Here is a 26,152-nt window from a genome sequence, read left to right as displayed (position 1 = left end):
TCTTTATCATCTTACAACGAATAAATATGTTGGCATTAAATAGCAGCCATTTGTTTTTCCGCCTTTTTTTTCTTGTAATTAACTTTCTCCGCTTTTGGTGTTGTAACACGATCCACCAAGTAAATAATAGACTGATAAGGCACACCACCATTGTGGCTTAATCCTATTTCGCAAGTTCTACTATTAGAATAACCAGCTACTACTTTTTCTTTCGCAATTACAGGATGAAGATTTCGAAGTGCATATTTATTTACTTCAGGAAAGTTAAAACCTCTATCGCCGGCAAAACCACAACAACCCACTTCGGCAGGTAAAATTACGTGCTTAGCACATGCCTCTGCAACCTCTTTTAAAATAGGAGTTAAACCCATTTTTGTAGTTGTACAAGTGGAATGAATAGCCACCACCTCGTCTACTATTTTAAAGTTTAGCTTGTCCATTAAAAATTCATGAATAAATTCAACCGGCTCATAAAGTTTCAATGTCTTATCCATTACGTTACGCATTCGGTACAAACATGGCGAAGTATCACATAGAACAGGATATTTTCCATTCTCGGAAGCTTTTACTAATGCAGCTTCCAATTCAGAAGATTTTTGATTGGCTTGTTTAATCAATCCTTTACTTTCCCAAGGCGTACCACAACATAAATTAGCCATTCTCTCAGGGAAAATCACTTCATAACCAGCTTTCTCCAACAATTTTTGCGTTACCTTATGTAATGATTCCTTGTAAGGATCGCCTTTTGCAGGTCCCATGGTTTGAGAAATACAAGATGGGAAATACACCACTTTTAATGGATTTTCCTTATTAATAGGATGCGGAACTGGTTTTTTCGCTCCTTTAGGCATAGAGGAAGTCCACAAAGGAATGTTATTACCGCTTAAAGTTCTAAAACCACCGGCAACAGCACCCAGTAAAGTGGTACCCATTACGGTATGTACACCATTAACAAATGTAAGACCACCACGAATAACAGGACCAATTTTATACAAATTATCGGCGGCCATTTTGCTATACTTTTGAGCTTTATCCCCTGCCATATCCAGTGATCTTAAATACTTAATGTACTTACCAGTATCAATCCCCAGAGGACAAGAGGTAGCACACAGCCCATCTCCAGCACAGGTTTCTTCACCCAAATATTTGAAATTTTTAATCAACTCCTTAAGGCGCTCATCATCTTCGTGAGTAATTTCTAATCGTTTAATTTCACGTTGCAATACAGTACGCTGACGTGCTGAAAGCGAAAAGCCAGCAGTCAAACAATTCACTTCGCAGAAACCACACTCAATACACATATCCACCAACTCGTGAACAGGAGTTAATGTTTTGAAATGCTTAATATTACATTCCGGATCGTCATTAATAATAACACCAGGATTCAATAAATTTTTAGGATCAAAAAGATTTTTAACCTCTTTCATCAACTGGTAAGCTTCGGTACCCCACTCATGCTCAACAAAGGGAGCCATGTTTCGTCCGGTGCCGTGTTCCGCTTTCAAAGAACCATCATACTCGTCTACCACCAAGTGATCCACCGCAGTCATGAAATTTTTATATTGTTCCAGCTCTTCGGGCTTATCAAAATTCTGATTAAAGATAAAGTGGAAATTCCCTTCCAAAGCATGACCATAAATCACCCCACCCTTATAACCATAGTCGGCAATCAATTTCTGCAATTTAGCAGTAGCTTCCGGCAAATCCTCAATGTGAAAAGCAACATCCTCGATAATACAAGTGGTTCCAATTTCGCGTAATCCACCAACTGCAGGAAAAACACCTTTGCGGATATTCCAATATTTAGAATACTCCTCAGGCTTATCGGTAAATTCGATAGGACGAACTGTTTTATAATCCTTTAAAAGAGATCTAATTTCATTGATATTGTTATCTAAATCCTTTTTATTATTTGCCATTGTTTCAACCAAAACAGCTGTTACCCCTTCCGGAAAATCTTTGACAAAAGCAGGAATACCACTCTCATTTTCTACCGAACGCAAAGCAATACGATCAATCAGTTCAGCAGCATCAACAGGACCTGGTTTCATAGTTACCACTGCCTCGCATGCATTCACGATATCGGGAAAATACATCATCGCACTGGCTTTGAATTTAGGATTGTCGACAGACTTCATCGTTAATTCAGCCATAAACGCCAAAGTTCCTTCCGAACCCACCATCAAATTCACAATAATTTGAAAAGGATCGGTATAGTCGATAAAAGGATTAATACTAAGTCCGGTAGTATTCTTTATACTGTATTTGAAACGAATACGCTCGGCCAATTTTTTGTTGGCACGCACCTTATCTCGCATCTCTTCAATTTGGCGAATAAAATCACCGTGAGTCTTTTTAAATTCCTCTTTACTCTTAGTATCTCCGGTATCTAAAATAGTACCGTCGGCAAAAATTAAACGAGCGGACAGAATTGTTTTATAAGAATTCTCGTGAGTACCACAATTCATACCAGATGCATTGTTCATCACAATACCACCAATCATGGCAGAATTTATCGAAGCTGGATCTGGCCCCATTTTACGACCATAAGGAGCAAGAATTTGGTTCACACGAGCACCAACAATACCCGGTTGCATTCTAATTGCTTCTCCATTATTAAGAACATCGTAATTGGTCCAGTTTTTTCCTGCAAAAATAAGAATTGAATCCGTAATAGCTTGTCCGGCTAAACTAGTTCCTGCAGCACGAAAAGTAACTGGTAAATTGTACTTATTAGCCAAAAGAATCGCTTTTTGCACCTCCGCCTCATCCTTCGCACGAATAACAATTTTAGGTGTTAAGCGATAAAAACCAGCATCAGTACCATAAGCTAAATTTCTAACTTCATCAGTGTATAATCGCGACTTTTCTATGGTAGATTTAATCTCATCATAGAACTTCTTATAATCTCCTTTTAGCATCTTTCTTTAATTTTATTAGCTGTCAATATCAAGCTAAGATAGTAGGATTGTCCTTATTGGTAACTTGTATGACAAATGTACGTTTTCAGTCTTTAAAAACGAACCAAACTTTCGTTGCAACGAAAGTTTGGTTCCTAATCTATTTTATAGTGGTAGTGGATTAAAACCAGATGAAATTAACACCACAACAATTACCATTACCATTAAGTAGTAAATAAAAGCGGGTATCGCATTTCTTCGAATAATTGTTCCCTCGGCGCCAATACAACCAACGGTAGCACAAACTGCAACCACGTTGTTTACACAAATCATATTTCCTAAAGCAGCTCCAATAGTTTGAACCGAAACAATTAATACCTGAGGAATACCTAAAATAGTAGCTGTTTCGAATTGCAGAGAAGCAAATAACAAGTTAGAAACAGTAGCCGAACCCGACATAAATGATCCTAAAACACCTACAATAGGAGCGATAATTGGATATGCATTTCCTGATAAATCGGCAATAGCGGTAGCCATTGTAGTTAGCATACTATCCATACCTGCGCCGTTAGTTCCCGATTTCAGCATTAATTGAACCATTGCAACTCCAGCAAATAAAGCAATAGCGGCACCACTAATTTGTTTAAAAGTAGTTTTCCAGGAAGTAACCACTTGCTTCATCGTCATTTTATGCATGAAATTGGTAATTACAGCCACCAAAATAAATGGAATCGTTCCAGGCAAATAAGCCCATTTTAATACGTAGGTTAAACCTTCGATTCCAAAAAGATCGGATAAAGTAAGTGTTTGTGCCGCTAACCATCCTTTTAATCCTAAAGAAGGAATACGTGTTACCACCAATATAACAGCAATTAAAACATATGGCATCCATGCTTTTACCAAGCCCATTTTAGCTTCTCCGGTATCGCCACCATTGTCGTTCGATTTCCAGTTAGCAGCCCATTCCGATTTTGGAGGAAAATCCCATGATTCCTTAGGCATAAGGAAACCATTCTTTGCCGCCAAAATAATAATACCAAGACCAATAAATGCACCTAGTAAAGAAGGAAGATCCGGACCTAAAGTAGAAGCGATTAACACATAAGGAATAGCAAAAGCCAGTCCGGCAAAAATTGCAAACGGAGCAGCTGCCAATGCAGGTTTAATCGATTTTTCTTTTCCAAAAAACTTAGTCATAATCATGATTCCCAACAAAGGAATAAAAATACCTACCAAAGCATTTGGGATCGCAATCCATTTCGTTAAAGCCAATTTAAAAACCTCCGGACTTGCACCTATACTCGACAAGTTTTGCTCTAGAGTAACCATTGCACCACCACTAATTGGAGTACCAACAGCACCAAAAGGAACCGGAACCGAGTTAAAAATTAAAGCAACCATTGCTGCCGCCAAAGGAGGGAATCCGAGTCCAACCAACAACGGACCGGCCAAAGCAGCAGGAGTACCAAATCCGGCAGCACCTTCAATAAATGCACCAAACATGAAACCAATAATAATAGCCTGTATTCTCCTATCGGTGGTAATTCCACTAAAACCATTATTAATGGTTGTCATGGCACCAGACAATTTCATCGTATTTAAGATGAGAATTGCACCAAAAATAATTATTAAAATATCCAATGCCTTTAAAAATCCAAAAACAGAATATCCCATAATGTGGAAGATATCAATTTCCCATACTACAAAAGCAACTATTACTGAAAGTAATAAAGATAGAGGTAAAGCCTTTTTTGCTCCCCAATTGAAGCCTACCATCAGGACGATGGTTAATAAAATAGGCGAAAAAGCTAATAATGCGTCCATAAAAAATAATTTAGGTTTTAATTACAAATTGTGTTATCGATTTTAGTAAATGGGTTAGATCTACTATATTTTTCAATGATTGAATTATCTAATGTTTTAAGTTTCCCATTCATTGCATTGTTGTACATTAAACAATCTAATTCAGTAAGTTTTTGTTTTAAATCTTTCAGACTCTTTTTAATGTCTACCTTCTCATTATTGAAATCCATAATTCTTCGTTTTAAGTTCTCAATAGGTTTGTAAATTGTTTCGATTGCCGTATTTCCTTATTTTTTTTCGGAAAGAAGCTGGCGAAACCGCTCTTATTTGGAAATACCACTAACCAATAGGAATGCCAAGAATTTCACACTCTCGCTATTTAGAATCTTTCTATTCGATTATTCGCTGAAAGTGTGATGATTAGCGCACGCAAAGGTTTTCAGAAAACCCCATTTAAAACGATTTCGGAAGTGTTCAATATTGCGCAATAGCAAGAATACAACTGTTCCGTTTCGAACAACTGTTCGGTTTCACACAGCAAAAACAGATGAATTATGAAGGGGCCTCGAAATGGTTTGCACTCCCCTTTATTTAGAAGGCAAATGATAAGAATCGTAAGGAAGAAAAAAACACCATCTATCTATAATTTAGACATTAAGTTAACCCCCCAAAACACTAGTATTTCACAGCGTTATCATAAAAATCTTTACTTTTTCCTTTCTTTATTTTTTAGTTATTAACATATATTTACTACTTTCAACATCTAGAAAAATATAATTGTACTACTACTTACTATTTAATTCCTGGAAATGACTGATATAGGAAGCATAAAAGAGAGGAACGAGCCAGAGCTCGTAATTTCTACTCAAAAAAATTACCTCCTCCATGAAACTGGCCAAGCAGACCAGCAAGATTGCAAAATAATTCCATGCAAATGCAATAAAAAAAAAACGGAATTTCTGTAGAAAAACGGTAGTGGAAAATTAGTTTACCAAGGCTTAAGCAAAACTAAATTTCGCCAGGAAAAGTACCTATTGCAACCGAACTACGCTCGTTGTTTGAGCCTGTCGGTGAGTGCAACAGGTCTTACTTTTAGTGGATCCCCTATTATACACAAGCAAGAATTTAAAAAGAATCAACTATATAAAATAGTGGTTCTACTACTTAATAATGCAATTGAGTTAAGTGACTATTAATTTATCAATTTATTTAAATTTACATGAAAAGAATTAAATGTTTTAGTGTGGTACTAGCTATCATGATAGCTGGTATAACGAGTGCTGCCGCGCAAGTTAGCGTTACTGGAGAACTTAAACAGTGGCACAAAGTGACCCTGGAAATTGTGGGTCCTCAGGTCTCCGAAACCGATAATCCCAGTCCGTTCTTAGAGTATGAATTGACTGGTATTTTTACCAAAGGTGCAAAAACGTACACCGTACCAGGTTATTTTGCTGCCGATGGAAATGCGGCGAATACAGGAGCAAGCTCGGGTAAAATTTGGCGCATTCATTTTGCACCATCCGAAACAGGTACTTGGAATTACACCGTACGCTTTCGTAAAGGAACTAATGCAGCCGTTAGTGGTAATATTACAGCCGGCACAGCTGTTGCAGGTATCGATAATGTAAAAGGTACGTTTAATGTGGCCGCGAGCAACAAAGCAGCACCAGACCTAAGAGCAAAAGGTTGTTTGGAATATGTTGGTGAGCACCATTTACGTTTTGCCAATGGGGAGTGGTTTTTAAAAGCCGGTGCCGATTCTCCAGAAAATTTACTCGCCTACGAAGATTTTGACAACACGCCCAATAGTGGTGGCTTGCGTAAATCGTGGGGGCCACATGTATCGGACTGGAAAACAGGAAATCCTACATGGCAAGGTACTAAGGGAAAAGGTTTAATTGGTGCGGTTAATTACTTATCATCTGAAGGAATGAACACCATTTCGTTTCTAACTATGAACTCGCCAAAGGGAGATGATAAGAATGTGTTTATGTGGACTGCAAATAATAAAATGACTTCTTACGATTGTTCGAAGCTAGATCAGTGGGAAATTGTAATGGCTCATGCGGAAGCAAAAGGAATGCATTTGCATTTTAAAACGCAGGAAACAGAAAATGAATTACAACTGGATAATGGAGATCTTGGAACAAACCGCAAGTTATATTATAGAGAACTAATAGCCCGTTTTTCGCATCACAATGCTTTAAACTGGAATATTTGCGAAGAAGGAAGAGCCGATTTTTCCAATACCAATCAAACCGAAGATCAACAAAAAAAATGTATTGCCTATTTTAGAAACAACGACCCTTACAAAAGTAATGTGGTATTGCATACCGCGCCAGGATTGAGTAATGAGAAAAAAGTATATACCAATATGCTTGGGAATAAATCGGAACTAACCGGTATTTCCATTCAAACGCATTGGGATCAAGTTTACGGCGACACCAAATATTGGGTAACAGAATCGGCCAAAACCAATAACAAATGGGTAGTAGCCAACGATGAACAAGGAAATGCACAAATTGGTGTGCCTTACGATAGTTTTACAGGAACACCAAACATTAATAATATCAGAAAAGAAACCCTTTGGGGAAACTTAATGGCTGGCGGTGCTGGTGTAGAATATTACTTTGGTTATGGCGCCAAAGTTATTAATGGTACCGATAAAGATGACAAAATGTATAACAGCAGCGATATGCGTTGTCAGGATTTTAGAACGCGTGAGAAAAGCTGGCGTTTTGCTAAAGCAGCCTTAGATTTCTTTAATCAATACGTTCCTTTTTGGGAAATGAAAAGTGACGATAATAAAACCAATAAAGGCTGGTGCTTGTATAAAGATGGAGCAATATATGTCGTTTACCTTCCCAATGGCGGCGATGCTGCCGTTCAACTTAAAACCGGTAAAACCTACAATGTAAAGTGGTACAATCCTCGTACTGGCGGGGCTTTAACCAATGGCAAAACAAATATTGCAGGTGCTAATGTTTCTATTGGTGCTTCGCCCGATACCAACAACGATTGGGTGGCTTTAGTACAAGCAAGCGATTATAGACATACCGCAAATGGAGAGGTTGAAAATGGCGATAACGTACTTAGTGTAAGCTTAAATACAAATACAGTTTCGTTGGCTAATGTTAACGATCAACAACAGTTAACAGCAAGTATTTATCCTGCCAGTGCGCTAAATAAATCAGTAACATGGACCTCTAGCAATACTTCTATAGCCACAGTAAACGCATCTGGTTTGGTTACTGCTAAAGCAAAAGGAAATGCAGTTATTACCGTTAAATCGGTGGATGGAAACAAAACAGCTACTGCTACAGTTACTGTAGGCTCGGTTGAACCTGACCCTACTACCGGCGAGGAAGTTTCTTTAGCTCCTATTCACGATGCTTATCTTCAAGGAACAACAAGATATAACACCAGCGAATTAAGAATTGAATCGAATAATCGTGTAGGATATTTACAATTCGACCTAAGTTCCATTCAGGGGGAAATTGAAAGTGCAGTACTTCAATTAACCGTTGGCAGCGATGCTGGCAGTGGCCCAATAAGCGTAACAAAAGGAACTACTAATAACTGGACCGAAACAAATCTATCGTCGAGTAATAAACCAGCAGCAGGTGCCAGTTTAGCTACACTTGATAAAACATACACTACCGGTCAGACTTTCTCGTGGAATTTAGATGCTTCCTCCCTATCTGCCGGTGGAAATTTAAGTTTGATAATGACTCAAACTTCGGGGAACGATGTTTCTTTTAACACCAAAGAAGCCAGCGGAACTAAACCAGTACTAGTTATTACAACGAAAAGAGCTAGTACAAACAATAATGAAACAGCACCAACAGCTACCACAGATAAGGTTGAATTATTGTATTTGCCTGCATCCTACGATCAATCGAAAAATATCAAATTAACGATTCGTTACGATGCTGCCGAAACAAGAGATGTAGTAGGCATTCTTACCTCTCCATCGGGAAAATGGCTTGGTAATGCAAAAGCAACGGTAGAAGCCGGAAGCAGCGAAGTAGATTTAACCATTCATTTAAGCGATTTGCCTTCAGCAGGAACAAACTATAAGTTAACAGCTGCCATCCGAAAAGTAGGCACCGGATATTCGGGAAATACAAATACCGATGACGAATACGTAAATATTACTGCTTCGGCATCGGCATCTTCCAGAGCATTAAGCGGAATGGCTCCTACAGAACAAAAGGTGAGCGTATTCCCCAATCCATTTACCGATCATTTTACGGTGTATTTGAACCAAACAGACGTAAATTTTATAAAACTTTACGATACAAAAGGACAATTAGTCTACTCTCAGCCAGTACAAAGTAACACTAGCGATATAGAAGTATTTGTTGAAAACAACTGCGCACCCGGATTGTACCTGCTACAAGTTGGAAATAATAAAAGCGTACAAACAGTTAAATTATTGAAAAAGTAGGCTTAGGCTTAATTTTCTTAGAAGGAAATTCCTGTTGAAGGGATTTCCTTCTTTTTTAATAGATATTTTATCTTATGTGCTATGGTTAGCAGGCTTTGTAAATGTTTGCGATTTTTGTGTAGAATAGGCAGTTGAGGTGAAAGGATAAATTAGATCATGAAACTAACATAGTTTACGAGATCTTTCAATAAAACGAATATGAAAAAATTAGTTTGTTTATGTCTTATAGTAATTGTTAACTTGATGTTTGTTTCGACAGCATTGTTAGCAAAAAATTATTTTGTAGCGCCCAATGGTTTAGATTCAAATGCAGGTACTCTTGGTGCGCCGTTTAAAACCATTCAGAAGGCGGCTGATGTAATGATAGCAGGTGATAAATGCTATTTGCGAAAAGGTACTTATCGCGAAAAGGTAAGTGTGAAAGTTAGCAATGTGGTTTTTGAAGCCTATAATAATGAATTTGTAGTAGTTTCAGGAGCTGACGTTATATCTGCTTGGACTCGATATTCTGGTGAAATTTATAAGGCCAGACTCTCAAATGTGGAATCTGAGTTTACCCAAGTGTTCTTTAAAGGGAAGCATCAGCATATTGCTCGTTATCCGGATAAGAACAATGATGATATGTTTAGCATTGAAGATGGTTATGCACCACTAGAAGTGAAAACAGGAGGAAAAGTAGTTTTTGATACTGCTCCTAATGGAGGAACAAATTATTGGAAAGGGGGGTACTTTAGAGCGATATCCGGAAAGACATGGGTGAATCCTACAGGGAAGATAAAAGGCTCTACGGGCAAGGATTTAACCTGTGATATGATTACAAAAAGTTGGATTGATGGTTACGATAAATGTGTAGGAAGGGGTGTTGGATATATTCTTCATTTAAATGCATTAAGCAAAGCAGGTGAGTGGTATTATCAGGATAACACACTTTATTTTTGGAAACCAGGAGGAGGTAAACCTTCGGATACCGAAGTAGAGGCTCAAAAACGTGAGCAAGCCTTTTTTATTAGTGAAAAAAACAATATAACTCTAAAAAATATTCATATTAAGGCTGCTTCGATTGCATTAAAGAATAGTAACAATTGTGTAATAGATGGGTGTTCCTTTCATTATCCTAAAGGGTGGTTTACGCGACCAGACTATAGCGCTTCTTATACCGAGTTGGGTGGTGTATATGTAAAGGGAAATAATAATATCTTTCGCAATTGTTATTTTGATGGAGGCTGGGGCTCTCATTTAAGTTATGAGAGTGGAGATAATAACGAAGTGAGCAATTGCTTTTTCGAGAACAATGGCTGGATGGGAATGTTTACATCTTCCATTTATAATGGATCGTCGAATTTAGATGTTAACCATAGTTCTTTTGCTTCTACGGGGCGATTTCATATTCGTACTCACAATGCAACAGATATCAAACATTGCGATTTTTACGATTGTATGAAAATGGGACAAGATGCTGGTTCTATTGAAATTACCAATGGAGGTAATTGGGGTGTGCCGGTAGATATGAAGGGTTCTGAAATTGCTTATAATAAATTTCACGATATGAATACTTTACATTCATATAATGATAAAAAAAACTTTGTTGTGGCTTTTTATCTTGAAGGAGCCGAGAATTATACCGTACATCATAATTTAATATACAACATACAAACCGATGAAAAACAAGGTTCATTTGTATATCTAGGACCCCGTAAATCTAAAATTAAAAAATGTTATTATTATAATAATACTGTTTGGAATGTCGACAAATTAGTTAACGTTTGGAATAGAGATAATAAGGGTGAAATTTCAAGCTCTGAGTTTGTTAATAATATATTGGATAGTAGAGCTGAAATAGATTGGGGAAACCCGAGTTTAGAGTCTGGTGTATCTTTCATAAAGAATCAATTAATATCAAATCCTAATAATATTTTTGTAAATGCTTCACAAGCTAACTTTTCCTTAAAGAATGGCAGTGCAGCTATTGATTTTGGGAAAAATATAAATGGCATTACTGATAATTATAAGGGGGTTGCTCCTGATGCTGGTTGTTTTGAAAAAGGCAATTCCAATTGGACTTGTGGATCATCTTTACAACGCCCTCAATTTCCAGATGACGATGGGAGTTTTTCTGATGATGCTACTGTGATCGAAGAAATTGAATTTGTAAACTTAGCATCTTCCTTTGTTCAAAATCGGGAACTTACTGTAAGAGTGGCACATACTACTTCCGAAAAAAGAGATATTGTAGTTATTTTAACATCGCCCAATGGAACATGGTTGGGGAATAAAAAAATATCTGCAGAGGCAGGCGCCAATGAAACAGATTTAACTATTGCTTTTGATGATCAGCTTGAGCTTGGTAATAATTATAAGTTAGAAGCTATGATTCGTCTGTCAGGAGGAGCTTATACTGATAATATTCTTGTAAAAACAGCTTTTATTGATATCAATAGTGAGAGGGCAAATAGTTTGTCTTCAAAACAGAATTCATTTGTTTATCCAACTATATTAAATGAGGGTGAATCTGATTTTGTAAGTGATTCCGATGAAACCAAAACTTCACTTTCATTAGACTCATCTACAGGTGTTTCTTTGATGGATCAAAATGTAAGAGTATCACCAAATCCATTTGTAAATAGCTTTAAAATTAATTTTGGTGGAGCTGACGTAAATTTTATAAAACTTTACGATACAAAAGGACAATTAGTCTACTCTCAGCCAGTACAAAGTAACACTAGCGATATAGAAGTATTTGTTGAAAACAACTGCGCACCCGGATTGTACCTGCTACAAGTTGGAAATAATAAAAGCGTACAAACAGTTAAATTATTGAAAAAATAAAATAAGTTAATTCATTAAATAAGAAGAGAATCCCTGCCAGCAAGGATTCTCTTTTTTTTTTGTGTACCTGCCATGTATCAATAGTTCGTGAGACAGGAGATTTAAAACAAACTCATCATCAAATTTTTACAAAACCTTACCGAATTATTGATGTATTACACAACTTATTAAATACCAGCACAAATCGTGTAAAACGAAAAATATACCACCTATCCATAACTTAGGCATTAAGTTAATTCCCCCAAAAACACCAGTAATTCACAGCGTTATCATAAAAAATTTTACTTTTTCTTTCTGATTTTTTTTTGTTATTAACATATATTTACTACTTTCAAAACCCCAAACAATTTTAATGATACACTTAGTTAGTGTTTTAACCCTAAAAAAAATTAAAATGACAGATTTAGCAACAACAAAACCGATTGAAGAATTGGTTCTTGAAATTACGGATGAACAAATTGTTTCGCCTACCATTCCTGTATACATAACCATTGGCGAGGCCGGACAGCTGCATAGAAATGCACTGGAAGACAAAGATGCCTTGCTGGCTAAAGGTTTAACACTCGAAAAAATTGAGGACCTAAATTCACGAGCCCTGTTTCTGCAAGACAAGCAATCGGATTGGATTGCCGTATATGAATCGGCACAAAGCAATACCGAAAAGTGGGATCAAGTATATGAAGAAGCTAGCCTGCTGCAAAAAGAGTTGAAATACGACTTTTTGTTTGCCTACCGAAATAACGAGAAAATACTTACCCAGTTAAATAACATTATAGATGGCAACGGTAAAATGGACCTAATACAAGACATGAGCGACTACCCGAAGCTAGCGAAACAGTATCCGGAACCATTAAAATTGATAAATTTTGATAACAGTAAATTAGAAAAATCAGATCGATTCTCTCATGAACTTTACGATTTATGGCAAAAAATAGATGGTGCAAAAAACAGTACCTATCGCCCGGAAAAAATAATGCGCGACAGAGCCTACTCTTACTTAAAGCAGTTGGTTGATGAAATTCGTACCTACGGAAAATATGCTTTTTGGAACGACGAAGAGAAACAGAAGAGGTATACGAGTGAGTACCAAAGAAGAAAATTCGCAAGAAATAGTAAGGTAAAAACAAATGAAAACTCTCTATAACACCTGCAACTGTTGATTTGTTTTGCAACAGGAAGTTAAAACTTGCAACAGGAGGTTAATTTACCCAACAGAAGCCTAAACATGAGCAACAGGAAAGTAAATTAAGCAACAGAAGGAGATTTTATACAACAGACGTATTTATCTTTCCAACTGGCCTTAAAAATTGACAACTGAAATATCAATAGGGCTAACAGGAATATAAATTCAACAAATAAGAATTAAACATCCCGATTAACTACATACAACTGGAAACAATTGGAATTCTTTTTAACAACTACATACAACTGAAAGAAGGAAACATCTCTGGCTTAGGCTGGGGATGTTTTTGATTAGAAAGAAAACGAAACAATCTAAACAAAAAACAGCAAGAATGATGAAACAAGTTTTATTCCTTATCGCAATTACATTACTGATATCCTGTAAAGAGAAACGCAACACTTATTTAATAAGCGGCAATGTAACAAACATACCCGATAGCACTATTATCGACCTATTTATGGATTATGGCGACACAGGAAATAAAATCAGCTCGGACACCATCTTTAATGGACAGTTTGAATTTTCCGATTCGCTTGAAACAGGACCCGTTCGTATGTGTTTAAGAATGAGCGACTGGGAAAATTTCTGTGGAGCTTGTGATGTATGGGTGGATAAGGAAATAATTGAAGTGCAAGGCAATGGTAAGTATTTATCTACCTGGAAAGCAACTAGTAAAGTAAAAGAGCAAATCGCTCTCAATAAATTTGGGAGTGCTACCGGAAATTTACAAGCTAAAATAGACAGCCTGTATCTTACTGGCTTTAAAAATAGAAGCGATAAGGAATTGCGTGGCCAAATAATGCACAAAATTGATTCCATAGGGAATCAAATAAACGAGCTGGAGTTTTCGATAATTAAGGAAAATCCGAACAGCACCAGCGCTATTCGTAAACTTTACGAATTGGTTGCATTCGACGGTCCCATCGCTAAAGAGCAGATTAAAGAAATTTACGATAGTATGGATCCGGCATACAAAAACTCCTTATATGCAGAGGGTATCCTCTCCAATTTAGAAGAAAAAAAAATTCCTGAAATTGGTGACAATATGCTAAACTTTATTGCTCACGACACCAATGGTGTAGAGCATTCTCTTACTGATTTTAAAGGAAAGTATATTCTGCTTGACTTTTGGAGTTTAGGATGCGGACCCTGCTTTGCAGCCATGCCCGAAACGAAAAGAATTGATTCTTTAAACAGAGAGCAATTAGTTATAATAGGCGTAAGCATGTCAAGCGACGAAGAATCGTGGGAAAAAATATCAAAAATGAAAAATATTTCGTGGATCAACCTATCGGATGGAAAAGGCACTTTTGCTGGTGCATCGGCCATTTATGGTATCGAAGGATTTCCTTCCTACTTTTTAATTAATCCCGAAGGAGTAATTGTTGATAAATGGTTCGGCTATCAAGAAGGCTGGTTAGCAGACAAACTAAAAAAACACATGAAAGACGTAAATGTGTAGTAAAGCAAACACGAAATCAGTAACATTTTAACAACTACATACAACTGAAAGAAGAAAACATCTCTGGCTTAGGCTGGGGATGTTTTTGATTAGAAAGAAAACGAAACAATCTAAACAAAAAACAGCAAGAATGATGAAACAAGTTTTATTCCTTATCGCAATTACATTACTGATATCCTGTAAAGAGAAACGCAACACTTATTTAATAAGCGGTAATGTAACAAACATACCCGATAGCACTATTATCGACCTATTTATGGATTATGGCGACACAGGAAATAAAATCAGCTCGGACACCATCTTTAATGGACAGTTTGAATTTTCCGATTCGCTTGAAACAGGACCCGTTCGTATGTGTTTAAGAATGAGCGACTGGGAAAATTTCTGTGGAGCTTGTGATGTATGGGTGGATAAGGAAATAATTGAAGTGCAAGGCAATGGTAAGTATTTATCTACCTGGAAAGCAACTAGTAAAGTAAAAGAGCAAATCGCTCTCAATAAATTTGGGAGTGCTACCGGAAATTTACAAGCTAAAATAGACAGCCTGTATCTTGCTGGCTTTAAAAATAGAAGCGATAAGGAATTGCGTGGCCAAATAATGCACAAAATTGATTCCATAGGGAATCAAATAAACGAGCTGGAGTTTTCGATAATTAAGGAAAATCCGAACAGCACCAGCGCTATTCGTAAACTTTACGAATTGGTTGCATTCGACGGTCCCATCGCTAAAGAGCAGATTAAAGAAATTTACGATAGTATGGATCCGGCATACAAAAACTCCTTATATGCAGAGGGTATCCTCTCCAATTTAGAAGAAAAAAAAATTCCTGAAATTGGTGACAATATGCTAAACTTTATTGCTCACGACACCAATGGTGTAGAGCATTCTCTTACTGATTTTAAAGGAAAGTATATTCTGCTTGACTTTTGGAGTTTAGGATGCGGACCCTGCTTTGCAGCCATGCCCGAAACGAAAAGAATTGATTCTTTAAACAGAGAGCAATTAGTTATAATAGGCGTAAGCATGTCAAGCGACGAAGAATCGTGGAAAAAAATATCAAAAATGAAAAATATTTCGTGGATCAACCTATCGGATGGAAAAGGCACTTTTGCTGGTGCATCGGCCATTTATGGTATCGAAGGATTTCCTTCCTACTTTTTAATTAATCCCGAAGGAGTAATTGTTGATAAATGGTTCGGCTATCAAGAAGGCTGGTTAGCAGACAAACTAAAAAAACACATGAAAGACGTAAATGTGTAGTAAAGCAAACACGAAATCAGTAACATTTTAACAACTACATACAACTGAAAGAAGGAAACATCTCTGGCTTAGGCTGGGGATGTTTTTTATTTTGTAGGATAAAGCAAAAAAGCTCAGCCCCTTCCCTGTCTTATTTAACATGATTCTACTTTGATAAACAGTATTCATTTTATAATTTAGTGCATTCGCAACAACAGCATTTAATGAGCACAAAAATCCACCTATCGGCCAACGAGCATCGCAATAAAGAAGTAGTAGCAATTCAATTTGACTACAATACAGAAATTGTGAACCTACTAAAGCAGAATTTTCCTGCCCGTTGGAGTCAAACCAAAAAATGCTGGTGGATAGCCCGGAAAGATTTCGATTACAAGAAGTTTAAGGAGGTATTCTGCCCTATTGCTGAAATAATTCTACCTCCCAAAAAGCAAGTAGATAAAAATACAGAGCAAATATTGCCTGCAGGTTACTTTGAAAAACTGATTCGTGTAAGATATAGTGAAAGCACGAATAAAATTTATTCTAAATATTTTAAAGATTTTCAATCTGCTTTTACTGATCAGAAATTAGATGAAATTACTCCTGCAGATATCAACAATTACATACTTGGCTTAATCAAAAAACAAAAAATATCACCTAGCCAACAAAATCAACGGATTAACGCAATAAAATTTTATTACGAGAAAGTATTAGGTAGGGAAAAACTATACTTTGCAGTGGATAGACCTAAAAAGGAAAAATCATTACCAAATGTTTTAAGTAAAAATGAAATTGCAGCAATGATCAATTCTACAAGTAATATAAAACACAAAAGCTTAATTGCTTTAATTTATTCTTGTGGATTGAGAAGATGTGAGGCTATTAATATGGAGTTAAAAGATATTGATTCCAACCGAATGCTTATAAAGATAATAGCAAGTAAAGGCAAAAAAGATCGATATGTTCAACTCGCTAAATCAACGTTGTTACTCTTAAGAGAATATTATAAAAAGCATACACCCTTAAAATGGGTTTTTGAAGGACCTAATAGTAAACCCTACAGTGCAAAGAGTATATCAAATGTTATAAAATCTGCAGCCCAAAGAGCTGGAGTTAAGAAACGTGTTTACCCACATATTTTGCGCCATAGTTTTGCTACGCATCATTTAGAACAAGGAACAGATTTAAGATATATTCAAGAATGGCTTGGACATGGAAGTTCAAAAACAACTGAAATATATACCCATGTTTCCAATAAAGACTTTATTAAATTTAAGAATCCCATTGATGGTCTTATTGAGGATACGTAAAACATACACTTACACAACACTATCAGCTGTGTAAGTGTATGTTTTAAGATCGATAAAAGAAATATAAATGTACCTACACATTCACAATCGTTACAAGCAAGCCGAAAAAAAAGACAGCGACATGAAAATTGACAAGACGACATACAAAGACAAAGAAGAAAATCAAAACAGAATGACTGCCGACCACGCCAGCCGACCCGATAAAGTTTTGTTTTTTGCCGACCCACATTTTTTGTTTTTAAAATCCATCACACAAATGGCACATTGCCTTTTGCCCGAAACACAAGCCAACGCTTCGCAAAAGTCAAAGAGCCATTTCTTCCTTTGCACGAAAAGAGTAAATTTACAAATACAAACTTTAAAATTAAATAGTTATGGCAATAATTGATCTAGTCCGTTGGGCACCTCAAGGAAATCAAACCATATATGCCTATAGGTTTCCTGAGACAAATCTTAGCACATACACTCAGTTGATAGTGCAAGAATCACAAGAGGCAATTTTATTTTCAAAAGGGCAAATTGTAGGAAAATTTGGACCAGGCAAACATACTCTTAACACGGAGAATCTTCCAATATTAAGGAGTTTATATGGTCTGCCTTTTGGCAAAAAAAATCCATTTACAGCGGAAGTTTGGTTTGTAAATAAATTACAGCCTTATAATATTGACTGGTCAATTGACCGTATGGATATTCATGATGCTGATTACAATACAGGTATTCCGCTTGTTGCAAATGGCAGGTATGGTTTAAAAATTACTGATGCTGAAAGATTTTTAATAAAAATAGTTGGTACAAAAAATTCATTTGACCAAAACGACTTAACCGATCAGTTTTTTGGAGAATTTTCAACGAAAACAAAATCTACTGTTTTGCAATTCATGATTAATAATAGAATTGGATTAAAACAAATTTCTGCTCATTTAGATAGCATATCTGAACATTTAAAAACAGTTATGTTGCCTTTTTGGGAAAATCTTGGTTTGGATCTTACTAAGTTTTACATAACAAGCATTGAAATTGACAGTTCAACTGATGTTGGCAGAAAGGTATTAGAAGCTATTTCTAATCAAAGTGCACAAGCAATCAGCGGACATACCTGGCAACAAGAAAAAGCCTTTGATGTTGCTAAAAGCGCAGTGGAAGGAATGGCTCAAGGTAGTGGTGGACTATTGGGTGCTGTTGTCGCTACAAATATGATGGGCGGGTTAGGTGGAGCTGGAGCTGGAGGAGGAATGATGCAACCGCAATACAACCAACCAACATTTGGAGGGACAAATCAAAATCAACAAGGAAATAATGTACAACCTGTAAATCAAGTGAAAGAGGTTTACTGTTCAAATTGTTCAAAGAAATTTCCTAGTACACATCGTTTTTGCCCTCATTGTGGAGACCCATATGATGCTTGTCCAAAGTGTGGTACCGATAACGATAAGAATGCAAAGCGTTGTGTAAGTTGTGGCACTCCACTTCAAACAGAAATGGCATTATGTACAAATTGTAATACGCCATTAGCTCCGGGCAGTTCATTTTGCGGAAATTGTGGTCAACAACAAGCAGAAAATAAATGTACAAGATGTGGAACAGCATTAAGTCCAACAATAAAGTTCTGTCCTAAATGTGGTCAAAAACGTTAACTAAACAATAAAAAATATGAATGCGAAAAAAATATTCTCGTTGTTGCTTGCACTCTTTGGTGAGGCACTAATTGTTTTCTGTTTTTTACATTTCGGAAAAAATGTACAGACAGAAATATTAATACTTAACATTATTGTTTCTACAATAATTTATTGTCTTGTATTTGTTGATTTCATTTTTCCATGGGTTAATCTGAAAGATAAATCACAGAAGCAAATTGGTTCTATTGGTTTAAGATGGTTTTTTACATTTTTCTATTTGATTCTAGCTATCGGAGTTATGGTAATTTTCAACACTGTAAAACCTATTCACTTTACAAATCAAATTATTATTCATGGTATTCTGTTTTTTCTGGTATTGCTTGGACTGTTTTTGGCATTTTCATCATCTGACAAGGTTAGAGAAGTTTATATTGAAGAAAAACAAAACAGAGACAGAATTGATGAAATGAAGAAGGCTACAAAAGAATTACAATTAAAAATAGATGCAATGAATAATATCCAATCCGATATCATAACTCGCATTAATGAATTACAAGAAGATCTCAAGTATTTGTCTCCTAGTAATAGTAGTGCTGCTTTTGAGTTAGAAAATCAATTTGTAAATGAAATGCGATCACTAACTGATTGTTTCTTTGATAATCCGTTGAATTATGAAAAAATCTTAAGCAATATTAAAAATTGCGAGAGGACATATAAAGAACGTAAACAAGTTTTCTCAAATTAATATAAATCAATTAAATCAAATCGTATGAAAGGTAAAATTTTCCCGGAATCGAGTAATATCTACCAAGACCAGGCGAAGATATTATTCAACTATTACCAGTCAATGGCTGAAAAAATAGTACAAGAAGAGGAACGCATTGAAAAAGAAATTGCGAAACTCGAAGAAGAAAGAAGCATGTTAAACAAAGATTTGTCAAAAGCAAAGCTTTGGAAATGGGTGCTTTGTGTTCTAATTATTCCTTTTATTTATTTTATGATAAAAGAGAATGGAATTGTTAAGCAAATTAATTCCTTAGATGAAAGAATTAATGAGTTTAATAAGCAACACAAAGAAATTTTCAGAGATTACAAAGTAAATAAGCTAGGCGTTGCTTATGTCCCGATTGCCGACCAGATTAAGTATGAAAACAAAAGTTTTATTGTTGACCATACAGGAATGGTAGAGGAATCCGAAGTTAAGCTGCAATTGTCAAAGCAAAACGACTTACTTATTGAAACAATCTCCGAACTAGAAAAGCTTTCAGGAGAAGCTCCTATTGTTGAAAGCTCTACCGAAATTGAAGAAATTGAGACAGAACAATACTCAAAATCAATGCAACAACTTAATCAACATGATTATTTTGGAAAACTTGAGCGTTCTTTGAGGACGATTTCATATTGCATGGACGATTTAGATGTAACTTCTGTTCAGTTACCACTTGTTGCAAACGAGAGTTCATATCTTAACTTTTTAAAAGAATTTGCTACCAATGAAGTGCCTGAAAATGCACCTGTCTTTAAGGCATTTGACACACAAAAATACAATGAGCAAATTTCAAAATTTCAGGAATTGAATAAACTGAAAGATTCCCTATCAAGACATACTGCACAATTTGAAGATGTTTTGAAAGGTCTAATGCTTACAATGGCAAATTCAGTTCAAGCTATTTCCGCATTGAAAGTTGCTTCCACAGATAAAATTGTTTTTGAATCAAACAAGGTGCTGTATAAAATTCTTAAATCACCTTATAACCATTACTCTCCTGTTTTAGAGGCATCAGAGATTGAACGCATCAGAAATGAAAGTTTTAATTATAGTGAAGCGGTTTCTGATTATGTTCCATTCCAACTAAAAGATAGTTCAAAAGTCCGTTTCAATTTAGTTTCTGGTATGTGGACAGCCGAAGATGGTAGTACAACAAATTTCCCATTTGGCGTTCATCAAATCCATGAAGAAATTGTTGCTCCTATCGTTCAAAACCTGATGAATGAAACAAGAATTGAACGTTTGAAAATATATAATCATATCAAAGACCAAAAAATAAGTTACCTCAACAAATGGCATCAGGATACGGAAGATTTTTATGGAAGAAACCGTGCAGAAAGTGCCGATTTGATAAATTTAATGAGAGCCAGTTTAAGAGATTATGTTGCAGCATACAATACATTAACTTCTTTGAAGAAAACTGAGGATAGTATGGCACAATCTGGAGGGTCTTTAGATTCGACAGTTGTAACAGCAACTGAAAACTCAGCAGAAGTATTTGCAGCCTTTGAACTTCAATCAAAAGAATTCCAAAATGTTCAGCTTGACTTTGAGAACTACATGGAGCGTTTGAAAGAAGACATTGATATGAAAGCACAAAAGTTTGAGCACATTGATTATTACGATGCATTGCTACGGGATGGAATATCAAAAGAAATTGCTGTTGCTGCGGATGAAGTTCATGATTTTGACGCAAGAAGAAAACCTCTTATTACAGTAAATCCATTATTTGCAAAAACTTCAGATTTACCTCCAACTCCGGATGTGGAAGATATTACCTTCGAGCACATTTCTTTGAATCTACCGAATATTGCAAAAAATACATTAAGAGAACTTGAAGATGATTTGGTAATTGAGCAACCTATTTCAGAAGAAAATGATGAAATTGAAAGCACGAATATTGAATCTGATATTGAGAATAATGTTGAATCAGATGATAATATTATAGAAAATCAAGATGCTGACGATAATTCTGAATCAGAAGAAAAAGAAGATAACAATGATGCATCTGATGAAGATGAAGAAGATTTTTCTGATGAAGATGAAAACGATGATTCTGAAAGTGATAATGAAGATAGCGAAGATGAAGAAGATGAAGAAGATTTTTCTGATGAAGATGAAAACGATGATTCTGAAAGTGATAATGAAGATAGCGAAGATGAAGAAGATGAAGAAGATGAAGAAAATAAAAAGAATTAATCATTTAAACTTAAAGAATTATGGCATCATTTAATTATACAGTAGACACAAAGCCAATGGCAGAAGAAATGCGTAGTGTTTCACGTCATGTGAATGCCACTACCGGTGCCGTTGTAGCTATGCAAACAGCAGTCATAATTGCTGAAGAAAAAGCAGCAGACCATGTTTGCAATAATGTAAACAAAGGATTTTATTCTTTGATTCGCTCCCAAATCTCGCAAAAAATGGCAAAACTTCAAAGCGAGGTTGATTCTCATCTTATGCAATTGGTTCAGCAGAAAAATGCTTTACTGAGCATTAAAAACCGTATGCAAAAGGATTACAACATGATAGCCAGTAGGTATATCAAGCTTTTTAACGGATTAAATTCAAATTTGAAACAAAGAGTTTTTGAACTTGACAAGCCAACAATTGATTTTGCAGTTAAAGAGGTAGATAAAGTTTCTAACAGGTCAAAATATCTAACGGCAACTATCCCGATAGCCCAGTTGGAATCTTTAGCAGCTAGTCAAAAAATAGTTGCTTCTAATGTTAAGTATCGTGGTTTTAATGTAATCAAGTCAATGCGTAGTTTTCTTTTTGAAATGAATACGCAAAAAAAACTTACTGACCAGATATTAATAAATGATGGCAGATATACCGAAACAGCAACAGTTTATATTCCAATTGTAATATGTGAATGCAATAGAGATAAAACTGATGCAGGAGTGGAAATTTCTGTTTCTGAAGTTGAGTTAGATAATATTTCAAAGTCGGCGATTAAAAATACTGCCTTCGCAGAACTGAATCAAATTGAATGGCAAGCCAAATCGTCACCCAATACAGAAGTTAAAAGCGAGTTCAGTAAATTAGTATCATCTTCCTCAAAGTCGCAACGAGTAAAGGATATGGCTACGAAGTTGTTCCAGTCTAATAATTATCAAACCATTTAAACGTAAAAGATATGAGTTATACTAGAACATATAGAGAGCGGATTGCTGTGCATTATTCTGGTACAGTTAGTTATAATTATCCGGCATCGCAAAATGGTGGGTCAGATACGGCTCACTATAGCGGGACAGAATACGAAGATGTTAATGTATCTATTGAAGTGGATACAGAGCCATTTGATAATAGCGTTGAACATTGTAATACGAATGTCAACCTCCTTACTGGTGCTGTAGTTGCAACCGAAGCAGCTCAAATTGTTTCAATTGATAAAAACTCTAAAAAGGTTGCTGAAACCATTATTACGGGGTTCTTTGGTTACATACGTTCTGAAATCAGCCAACAAATTGCTGAACTATCGCAGAATATTGATGCACAGTTAATGCACTTAAAGGAACTTGCTCAATCTTGTCTTGCAAAGAAAAAGCAAATGGAAGGTGATTTTACACGTATCTCAAGTAGGTATATTAAAATCTTTGACGACCTTAATAATGAATTATCTAATCGAATTTATGAACTTGATAAACCTACTTTCGTTTTCAAAAAAGAGTTAGATAATCAGAGTATCAGAACTACCAACAATGATTTGGTTAACACTGTTGCAATTTTTGGCAAAGAGGGTAGCGAATTACAATCAAAAATAAGTGCCTCAATTGCTAAAAAGCGTGCTTTAGATACATTGAATAAAGCTAAAGTATTTTTATGGCAGCAGAAAAAGTTAAACAATACCATACAGCAAAGCATGTTGAATGAAAGCACGGAATCTCCACAATATTCACCTGTGTGTTTTATAGAAACAAAAGCGGATAAAAATCAAATATCTAAAGGATTACATACTCCTTTATTCGTTTCTGCTTTGCAGGAAAACCAAATAAAAAATGAGCTAATTGAGCAATTCAATGAATCAACAAATTCATGGAGTACCATAACAAAAGATTACACAGACAATCTTAAATTGTACTTTAATTCTGAATTAAACAAATCATACACAACTGCCGACCAACATTCGGTAAGGGTAAAGGAAATGATTCAAAAGATTGCCAATTTGGGTTCTATTCAAACAATAAGTGTTCAAAATCTTTAAAAAATAATAACAATGAAAGAATTAAAAGAAATTCGATTCAATGAAACCAATATCCAGCTTAAGGACAATTTGGTTAAAGGCTCTATACTTCCTGAAAAAATTGCTGAGTTAAATAGAACTATCACAATACAGGGTAGTACCGTTATTGAGGGTCCTGTATATGCACATAAGTTAGAGATTCAACAAGGTGATTCAGAAATACATGGAGCAGTATTTACACAACTTGAACTGTATGTAAATAGTGAAGCAAAAGGTAATGTTACCTTCAAAAAAAGTGTAGGTTCAGCCAATTCAATTGTTTCAAGGGCTCAAAACTGCAATATTATGTTTCATAGTGACATAAATGCAAAGAGCGTAACTTTGTATAATGCTTTTGTTGCCGGTAGCATATATGCAGATGAAATAATACTTGAGAACAGTGTTGTAATTGGAGGCGTTTTTGCAACTCAAACAATTGATTTAACTAATTCAATTGTTGGCACATTTAACACTCCATCTATTAAAGCGGCTCAAATGGTAAGTTTGCTTTTACCAAGTGCTTTTTCTATTGAAAAAATACTTGTAGTACCAGGAACAAAATTCTACAATCTAAGTTTGGCTGATTTAGGATCCTTATTCAAAGGGTTGCCACAGTCAGCAAATTCTGGTAGAATTGAAATGAACATTGATGCTGATGAAGTTAAAACTACCTTAACGAATGAAGAAACACAAAAAACATTAAGAAGCTACACAGTCGTTGGAAAAGTTTTAGCAGCAGATTTATTGGATATGGATAAGTTCCAAAACCACTTTTTATTAACTGCCGCAAGCTTGGGTACTCAATTGCTAAAAACCTATGATTTGGGAGTAGATGCGAAAGGACAACCAGCAACTTTGACAATGGAGAAAATTAGAAACTTCTTCTTTGATATTTTACATGGAAAAATCGAAGTTCAAGGAATTAACGGAAACTTTGATATTTCTCAAATTACTGGCAAATTTAATTAAGCAATGCCGGACGTAAAGCAAGCACATTTGCAAACCGCAGAATGCCAACTCACAAACCAAAGTTTGCAAAAGAGCTTGCTTTGCCCACCCGGAAAGAAAAACAAAAAATCTTCCCTCACTAAAAAATAAAACTTTGCCGACACGCAACCTGACAGACAAAAACAGAATGACAGAACTGATTGATAATAATAAAGGTATGTCGCTTGACAAGAAAGAAGGCCAGCTTGTAACATGCGGTATATTTTATTGCCGAAATAGTACTGAAATCAACGGTTGTAGCTCGCTTCAAGCTTCATCACGGTTTGACAGTGCAGTGCTCCGAAATCGGCAACAAAAACATACCGCTATCCGTTGTAGTGCATTCCCCACATCAGAACTTCTGATTAATTTCTGAAGCTAACGAGGAAGTTTTTAAAGAAAATTTAAATAATATTTAATCAAAAACCAACTGAATTGACTATGAATAAAGGAATTTGGACAAAAAACAACGGAAATTGACGTTAGTCACAATTGCCCATACTGTGCAACTGGATTACGTTCTATTAGCAATGTATAGGGAGTAAAATAAAGTGATATGGAATAGGGATATTTATATATTTTACGAAATGATAAACCAATAGAAAATTTATAATAGGTCAATGTTCTTAAATGTTGATTAGACTAGGTATTTAAACTTGGATACTGAAACACTAGATTTGTAATACTTTTAACTTAAATAAATCAATTAAAAATGAAGAAAATATTATTTGCTGTTATGGCTATTTTGTTTTTACAATCTACAAAGGCCCAGACATTCTTGAATAGTAAAGATGAGTTATCGAAACACTCTGAAAAAGTTATGAACTTCTTAAAAGACTCAGAATTTCAGAAAGCATTTACGGAGCTTCAAGTATATTGGCCATTACCTGAGAATGAAATGAAGCAATTAGAATCCCAGACTATTAAGCAATTTAATATGGTTGCGGATAGATTTGGCAATATTATTGGATTTGATTTTATAAGGGATGAGTCAATAAAAGATTACGCCATTAAAAAGATTTACGTTCTAAGATTTGAGAAACATATGATTAGAGTTTTATTTACCTATTACAAAAACAATGATGGTTGGATTCTGAATGGCTTTAAATGGGATGACCAATTTGATGAATTATTTGAATAAAACGCACTACAACAACTAAGCGTTCGTGTGGCAGGAACTGCCCAACATGAACGGTGGGTTGACGTAACCGGTGACAGAATTCTTACTCTTATGGGGAATGGTGTAAGTGAAAACCTTTTTAGAAAGGGAATTTAATATGGAAAGATTTTTAAATGCAGTAATTTCAAAGAATAATAGAAAGTTGTAGATCCGTCTACAGCTTTTTTTGTGTTTTAGATTTAGAATAGTTGACAATGG

The 26,152-nt window shown here is 35.6% G+C and carries 16 protein-coding genes; 14 read left to right on the top strand and 2 right to left on the bottom strand.

The features are described 5' to 3' along the window. Positions 1-35 precede the first annotated feature (35 nt). Both BZG02_RS12965 and BZG02_RS12960 read right to left on the bottom strand, forming a co-directional pair. Complete coding sequence (locus tag BZG02_RS12965; RefSeq protein WP_101261867.1) at positions 36-2,921, bottom strand: FAD-binding and (Fe-S)-binding domain-containing protein; 2,886 nt, start codon at positions 2,919-2,921, stop codon at positions 36-38. Between the two features lie 144 nt (positions 2,922-3,065). Further along, positions 3,066-4,724 (bottom strand): L-lactate permease, encoded by a 1,659-nt coding sequence (locus tag BZG02_RS12960; RefSeq protein WP_101261866.1) that lies wholly within the window; start codon positions 4,722-4,724, stop codon positions 3,066-3,068. A gap of 1,198 nt (positions 4,725-5,922) precedes the next feature. Between BZG02_RS12960 and BZG02_RS12950 the strand changes: the two genes are divergently transcribed. The 14 genes from BZG02_RS12950 to BZG02_RS12885 all read left to right on the top strand — a co-directional run bounded on the left by BZG02_RS12950 (position 5,923) and on the right by BZG02_RS12885 (position 25,915). Beyond that, complete coding sequence (locus tag BZG02_RS12950; RefSeq protein WP_101261864.1) at positions 5,923-9,153, top strand: DUF5060 domain-containing protein; 3,231 nt, start codon at positions 5,923-5,925, stop codon at positions 9,151-9,153. A gap of 198 nt (positions 9,154-9,351) precedes the next feature. Further along, a complete protein-coding gene (locus tag BZG02_RS12945) occupies positions 9,352-11,979 on the top strand; it encodes a T9SS type A sorting domain-containing protein (RefSeq protein ID WP_101261863.1) in 2,628 nt (875 codons plus the stop codon). Positions 11,980-12,373: 394 nt separating this feature from the next. Further along, positions 12,374-13,123 (top strand): hypothetical protein, encoded by a 750-nt coding sequence (locus tag BZG02_RS12940; protein ID WP_143470467.1) that lies wholly within the window; start codon positions 12,374-12,376, stop codon positions 13,121-13,123. 370 nt (positions 13,124-13,493) lie between these two features. Continuing rightward, a complete protein-coding gene (locus tag BZG02_RS12935; protein ID WP_180335718.1) occupies positions 13,494-14,624 on the top strand; it encodes a TlpA disulfide reductase family protein in 1,131 nt (376 codons plus the stop codon). A gap of 130 nt (positions 14,625-14,754) precedes the next feature. Next, the gene (locus BZG02_RS12930) at positions 14,755-15,885 is read left to right on the top strand and encodes a TlpA disulfide reductase family protein (protein ID WP_180335717.1); all 1,131 of its coding nucleotides are present in this window, start codon (positions 14,755-14,757) and stop codon (positions 15,883-15,885) included. A gap of 287 nt (positions 15,886-16,172) precedes the next feature. Beyond that, the gene (locus BZG02_RS12925; protein WP_245868093.1) at positions 16,173-17,174 is read left to right on the top strand and encodes a tyrosine-type recombinase/integrase; all 1,002 of its coding nucleotides are present in this window, start codon (positions 16,173-16,175) and stop codon (positions 17,172-17,174) included. A gap of 67 nt (positions 17,175-17,241) precedes the next feature. Beyond that, complete coding sequence (locus BZG02_RS12920; protein WP_101261858.1) at positions 17,242-17,562, top strand: hypothetical protein; 321 nt, start codon at positions 17,242-17,244, stop codon at positions 17,560-17,562. Beyond that, positions 17,549-18,808, top strand: a complete 1,260-nt coding sequence (locus BZG02_RS12915) for an SPFH domain-containing protein (protein WP_101261857.1) — start codon at positions 17,549-17,551, stop codon at positions 18,806-18,808. The genes BZG02_RS12920 and BZG02_RS12915 overlap by 14 nt, the downstream gene beginning before the upstream one ends. Before the next feature lie 16 nt (positions 18,809-18,824). Next, positions 18,825-19,535: a hypothetical protein gene (locus tag BZG02_RS12910; RefSeq protein ID WP_101261856.1), complete on the top strand. Its 711-nt coding sequence runs from the start codon at positions 18,825-18,827 to the stop codon at positions 19,533-19,535. Positions 19,536-19,559: 24 nt separating this feature from the next. Next, positions 19,560-21,758, top strand: coding sequence for a hypothetical protein (locus tag BZG02_RS12905; protein WP_218972236.1), 2,199 nt, complete (start codon positions 19,560-19,562; stop codon positions 21,756-21,758). A 20-nt stretch (positions 21,759-21,778) separates the two neighbouring features. Further along, the gene (locus BZG02_RS12900; RefSeq protein WP_101261855.1) at positions 21,779-22,690 is read left to right on the top strand and encodes a hypothetical protein; all 912 of its coding nucleotides are present in this window, start codon (positions 21,779-21,781) and stop codon (positions 22,688-22,690) included. Between the two features lie 11 nt (positions 22,691-22,701). Next, positions 22,702-23,769 (top strand): hypothetical protein, encoded by a 1,068-nt coding sequence (locus BZG02_RS12895; RefSeq protein WP_101261854.1) that lies wholly within the window; start codon positions 22,702-22,704, stop codon positions 23,767-23,769. Between the two features lie 12 nt (positions 23,770-23,781). Next, positions 23,782-24,756, top strand: coding sequence for a hypothetical protein (locus BZG02_RS12890; RefSeq protein ID WP_101261853.1), 975 nt, complete (start codon positions 23,782-23,784; stop codon positions 24,754-24,756). 730 nt (positions 24,757-25,486) lie between these two features. Then, positions 25,487-25,915, top strand: a complete 429-nt coding sequence (locus tag BZG02_RS12885; protein ID WP_101261852.1) for a hypothetical protein — start codon at positions 25,487-25,489, stop codon at positions 25,913-25,915. Positions 25,916-26,152: the final 237 nt, after the last annotated feature.

Source organism: Labilibaculum filiforme (genome assembly GCF_002843315.1).
In the GTDB taxonomy this organism is placed as follows: domain Bacteria; phylum Bacteroidota; class Bacteroidia; order Bacteroidales; family Marinifilaceae; genus Labilibaculum; species Labilibaculum filiforme.
This window is presented reverse-complemented; position numbering and strand designations above follow the sequence as displayed.

Excerpts from the sequence above, each read along its gene's own strand:
- BZG02_RS12965 (WP_101261867.1), bottom strand. The coding sequence starts at position 2,921 with ATGCTAAAAGGAGATTATAAGAAGTTCTATGATGAGATTAAATCTACC.
- BZG02_RS12960 (WP_101261866.1), bottom strand. The coding sequence starts at position 4,724 with ATGGACGCATTATTAGCTTTTTCGCCTATTTTATTAACCATCGTCCTG.
- BZG02_RS12950 (WP_101261864.1), top strand. The coding sequence starts at position 5,923 with ATGAAAAGAATTAAATGTTTTAGTGTGGTACTAGCTATCATGATAGCT.
- BZG02_RS12945 (WP_101261863.1), top strand. The coding sequence starts at position 9,352 with ATGAAAAAATTAGTTTGTTTATGTCTTATAGTAATTGTTAACTTGATG.
- BZG02_RS12940 (WP_143470467.1), top strand. The coding sequence starts at position 12,374 with ATGACAGATTTAGCAACAACAAAACCGATTGAAGAATTGGTTCTTGAA.
- BZG02_RS12935 (WP_180335718.1), top strand. The coding sequence starts at position 13,494 with ATGATGAAACAAGTTTTATTCCTTATCGCAATTACATTACTGATATCC.
- BZG02_RS12930 (WP_180335717.1), top strand. The coding sequence starts at position 14,755 with ATGATGAAACAAGTTTTATTCCTTATCGCAATTACATTACTGATATCC.
- BZG02_RS12920 (WP_101261858.1), top strand. The coding sequence starts at position 17,242 with ATGTACCTACACATTCACAATCGTTACAAGCAAGCCGAAAAAAAAGAC.
- BZG02_RS12915 (WP_101261857.1), top strand. The coding sequence starts at position 17,549 with ATGGCAATAATTGATCTAGTCCGTTGGGCACCTCAAGGAAATCAAACC.
- BZG02_RS12910 (WP_101261856.1), top strand. The coding sequence starts at position 18,825 with ATGAATGCGAAAAAAATATTCTCGTTGTTGCTTGCACTCTTTGGTGAG.
- BZG02_RS12905 (WP_218972236.1), top strand. The coding sequence starts at position 19,560 with ATGAAAGGTAAAATTTTCCCGGAATCGAGTAATATCTACCAAGACCAG.
- BZG02_RS12900 (WP_101261855.1), top strand. The coding sequence starts at position 21,779 with ATGGCATCATTTAATTATACAGTAGACACAAAGCCAATGGCAGAAGAA.
- BZG02_RS12895 (WP_101261854.1), top strand. The coding sequence starts at position 22,702 with ATGAGTTATACTAGAACATATAGAGAGCGGATTGCTGTGCATTATTCT.
- BZG02_RS12890 (WP_101261853.1), top strand. The coding sequence starts at position 23,782 with ATGAAAGAATTAAAAGAAATTCGATTCAATGAAACCAATATCCAGCTT.
- BZG02_RS12885 (WP_101261852.1), top strand. The coding sequence starts at position 25,487 with ATGAAGAAAATATTATTTGCTGTTATGGCTATTTTGTTTTTACAATCT.